This window comes from Nevskia soli (assembly GCF_903970205.1).
Classification (GTDB): domain Bacteria; phylum Acidobacteriota; class Terriglobia; order Bryobacterales; family Bryobacteraceae; genus Bog-113.
Genome location: NZ_CAJCHS010000262.1, coordinates 1 through 4,136 on the forward strand (window position 1 = coordinate 1; position 4,136 = coordinate 4,136).

2 protein-coding genes are annotated in these 4,136 nt (G+C 61.2%); both read left to right on the plus strand.

From position 1 onward, the window contains the following. Positions 1–146 precede the first annotated feature (146 nt). Positions 147–3,581 (plus strand): CRTAC1 family protein, encoded by a 3,435-nt coding sequence (locus H1Y01_RS11905; protein ID WP_180540741.1) that lies wholly within the window; start codon positions 147–149, stop codon positions 3,579–3,581. Between the two features lie 4 nt (positions 3,582–3,585). Continuing rightward, positions 3,586–4,136 (plus strand): FG-GAP repeat domain-containing protein (locus H1Y01_RS11910; RefSeq protein ID WP_180540742.1); only part of this gene is annotated, 551 nt, incomplete at its 3' end.

A 4,136-nucleotide genomic window follows, 5' to 3' on the forward strand; every position in this document is an offset into this window, starting at 1 on the left:
TTGAACAGGATATGACTTGATTGGCCGTGTCCAACCAGTGACAGGTCAGACTGCGTCTTGATTTATCGGGCTCATACGAATGCATTATTGACGCGGTACCGCGCACGTTGAAAGAATCGCAGCAAGCTGTGACGGGGGAGACCGGTGTGAAATTCGGCGCACAGTCCGTGCGTCTCGGGGGTTATTGCGCGATCACTGCGTGGTTAGTCATGGTCCTCAGCGCGTGCTCCCGCTCAACTTTACCCAATCCCGATTCGAAAGAGTACCGCGAGTTTGTGTCCGCTTTTTACGTCGGTTTGGCCGGGTTGCAGACCGGCGAGGATGTTCGCGCCAAGGAGAAATTGACGAAGGCTTCGGAGATCGCGCCCGGTGAACCGGCCACGTGGTACAACCTCGCGCTGTTGAGCGTGCGCCAGCAGGAATTCGATCCGGCTTATCAGGATGCCGAAAAAGCGCGACAACTTGCGCCCGATAACAGCCGCATCGAGCAGCTGCTGGGGTCGATCGAAAGCAAGCGCGGCAAGCTGCCCGAAGCGGTGGAGCATTTGAAGCGCGCCGTGGCGCTGGATCCCCACAACCTGAAAGCCTTGTATGCGCTGGCGGAGCAGACCGAGCGGGAATCGACTCCCGAGGGCGATGCCGAGGCGCAGCAGTACTTCGAGCGGCTGCCCGGAAATGTAGCGGCGGAAGTGGAAACAGCGCGACTGGCTGCCAAGCGCGGGGATGGCGCGTCATTGAAGAAGGCGCTCGCGGAACTCGAAGCGCATTCGACCGCGTGGCCGGAGGAAGCGCGCGCGCGGCTTGCGGCGGTCAGCGCCACCGCGAACGGTGCGAACCCGCGAGCCGCTGCTGTGCAGGCTTCGTTCCTTCGAAACGTGCTCGCCCGCGTGCCAGCTTATCGCCAGAGTTTGGATGTTGTGAAGACGCCGGCGATTTTCGTCGGTGAGCCGTATCTAACGTTCATCAGGCTGCCGACGCCGGAATCGAGCCCTGCGCCGGTCGATATAGCTCTCACCTTTACGTCGACGCAGAGCGGGGCGACCGCCGGATGGGCCGGCTCCATTGCGCTCGACGCGTCCGGCAAGTTCACCGCGCTTAGCGCGGGAGCCGACGGCATCACCATTTCAGGCGGCGCAAAACTACCGCTCCCGGGTCATCCCAAGCCTGCCGATTTAACCCGCTTCAGCATCGCCGCAGCTGACCTTAACTACGACTTCAAGACGGATCTCGTCATCGCGACACCGGGCGGCGTCCGCCTTTACGAGCAGCAGACTCCGGCGAACTTCACCGACATCACGCCGGGTTCGAAACTTCCACCCGCGATCGTGAACGGCGCGTACACCGGCGCCTGGCCTTTCGACGTCGATCTGGATGGCGACCTCGACATCGTTCTCGGTTCGCGCTCCGGCGAGCCGGTCGTCTTGCGCAATAACGGCGACAACACGTTTGCCATCGTGCGCCCTTTCAAAGGCGTCGATGGAACGGTGGCGTTTGCGGCAGCCGATCTGGATGGCGACGGCGATCCGGACGTCGCGCTTATTGACGGCGCGGGCGCGCTGCACGTGTTCAGCAATGAGCGGCTGGGCGAGTTCCAAGAGCGTGCGCTTCCCGCGGGTTGGCACGGTCGCTTCGCATCTGTTGTGATCGGCGATGTCAATGCGGACGGAATGCCCGATGTGGTCGCCTTGCGCGATGACGGTTCGGTTGTTCGGCTCTCGGATAAGAACTATGGCGAGTCCTGGGAAACGGCAGAGATCGCCAAACCCGCGCCGATTCAACCCGCAACCGCCAACCTGCTCCTAGGCGATTTCGACAACAACGGCGCGATGGATATCTTCACCGGCGATGGGCGGCTGTTTCTTGGCGACGCGCACGGCTTCAGTGAAGTGAAAGGACCGATCGGGATTACGGCGACCACGGCTGTCGATCTCAGCGACGATGGGCATCTCACGATCTCCGGCGTGAGCGCAGGAAAAGCAGTCGCGGCGGAATCGCGCGGAACGAAGAACTATAATTGGCAAACTATTCGCCTGCATGCGGCGCAAGCTCACGGCGATCAGCGAATTAACTCGTTCGGGATCGGCGGCGAAGTTGAAATCCGTTCCGGACTGCTGACGCAGAAGCAAGTCATCACCGCGCCCGCGCTGCACTTCGGCCTGGGCACGCACACCGATACGGATGTGGCGCGCATCATCTGGCCGAATGGATCGCTGCAGGCGGAGTTCGAGCTGCATTCCGATCAATCGATCCTCGCGGAACAGCGGCTCAAAGGCTCGTGCCCATCCCTGTTCGCGTGGGACGGCAAGCAGATGAGCTTCATCAAGGACGGCGCGCCGTGGTCGCCCGCGCTGGGTCTGCATATCAACGCGCAGAAGGTCGCGGGCATTTCTCAAACGGAGGAATGGTTCAAGATTCCGGGTTCACGGATGGTCGCGCGCAATGGCAGCTACGACGTGCGCGTGACTGCGGAACTCTGGGAAACCTTTTATATCGACCGCCTCGCAATAATGGCAGTCGACCATCCGAACGGTACGGAGATCTTCACGGACGAGCGCTTCTCGGTTCCGCCGCCCGCGCTGAAAGCCTACACCGTGCAAACGCCGCAGCCCTTCGCCTCCGCGACGGACGATTGCGGTATGGATGTAAGCGCTACGGTGCGCGATGCGGACGCGAAATATCTGGACACGTTCGGCCGCGGGAAGTATCAAGGCGTCACGCGCGATCACTGGGTTGAACTCGGACTCCCCGGCGATGCCCCGCGAACGGGCAAGCTCTACCTGATCGGCTACGGTTGGATGCATCCGACCGATGCGACCGTGAACATTGCGATGGGGCAGGGAAGCAGCGCGGCGCCGAAGAGCCTCAGCATCGAAGTGCCGGACGCGCGCGGCCGCTGGATCGCCGCGAAGTCCGACCTCGGTTTTCTCGCGGGCAAGTTGAAGACGGCGGTCTTCGATATCAGCGACGTGTTCCAGCCGGGCGCCCCGCGCAAGCTGCGTCTGCGCACCAACATGGAAATCTACTGGGACCAGTTGGCGTGGGCGCAGGGCGCATCCGAATCGCAAAATCAAACGGCGAAACTATCGATGACCCAAGCGGAACTCCGCTATCGCGGCTTCTCGGTGATCCGCGCGGCGAATTCGTCGTCGCCGGAGACTCCGGACTATAACCACATGGAAGGCACGGCTCAAAAATGGCGCGACCTGGAAGGCTACTACACGCGGTACGGCGACGTGCGCGAGTTACTCGACAAGGCCGATGACCGGTTCGTGATCACCAACGCCGGCGACGAAATCCGCATGCAATTCACGGCGCTGCCCGCGCCGCGCCAGGGGTTCGTCCGCGATTTCGTGATGATCGGCAACGGCTGGATCAAAGACGGCGACTACAATTCGACCTTCTCCAAGACCGTGCTGCCGCTTCCGTATCGCGCGATGAAAGACTACTCGCGACCCCCTCGAAATCTGGAAGACGAGCCGGCGTATCGCCTGCATCCCGGCGATTGGGAGACGTTCCACACGCGCTACATTACGCCGGACGCTTTCGTCCGTGGACTCTCCATTAACGGACTGCGAAACTGACCCGATGAGCAGAAAACAGATCTCCGTCTCGATCTTCTTCCTCGCACTGCTCGGCACGCCGCTGGTATACAAGCGCCTCAATGCACGCACGCAGGTGCGCGAACGTTCCGCCGACCCCGCCGTTGCGCTCGCCCGTTACGGCCTCAGTTTTCATGAAGCCGCACGCGAATCCGGTATCGATTTCAAACACACATCGCCGCATCTCGACGCCAAGCTGAACCACATCATGGAGCAGGTCGCGTCGATGGGCGCAGCAGTGTCCATCGTCGATTACGACCGTGACGGCCTCGCCGATATTTACGTCATCAACAGCGGCGAGGGTTCGAAAAACGCGCTCTATCACAATCTCGGAAACGGCCGTTTCGAAGACGTCGCCGATCAACTCGGGTTAGCGGATGTCAATCAATCCGGCACCGGCGTTTCTACGGGCGCTGTGTGGGGCGATTACGATAACGACGGCTACGAAGACGTTCTGATCTATAAGTGGGGCAAGCCGGAACTGTTCCACAATGACGGCGGCAAGCACTTCACGCGAGTGACGGAACAAGCGGGACT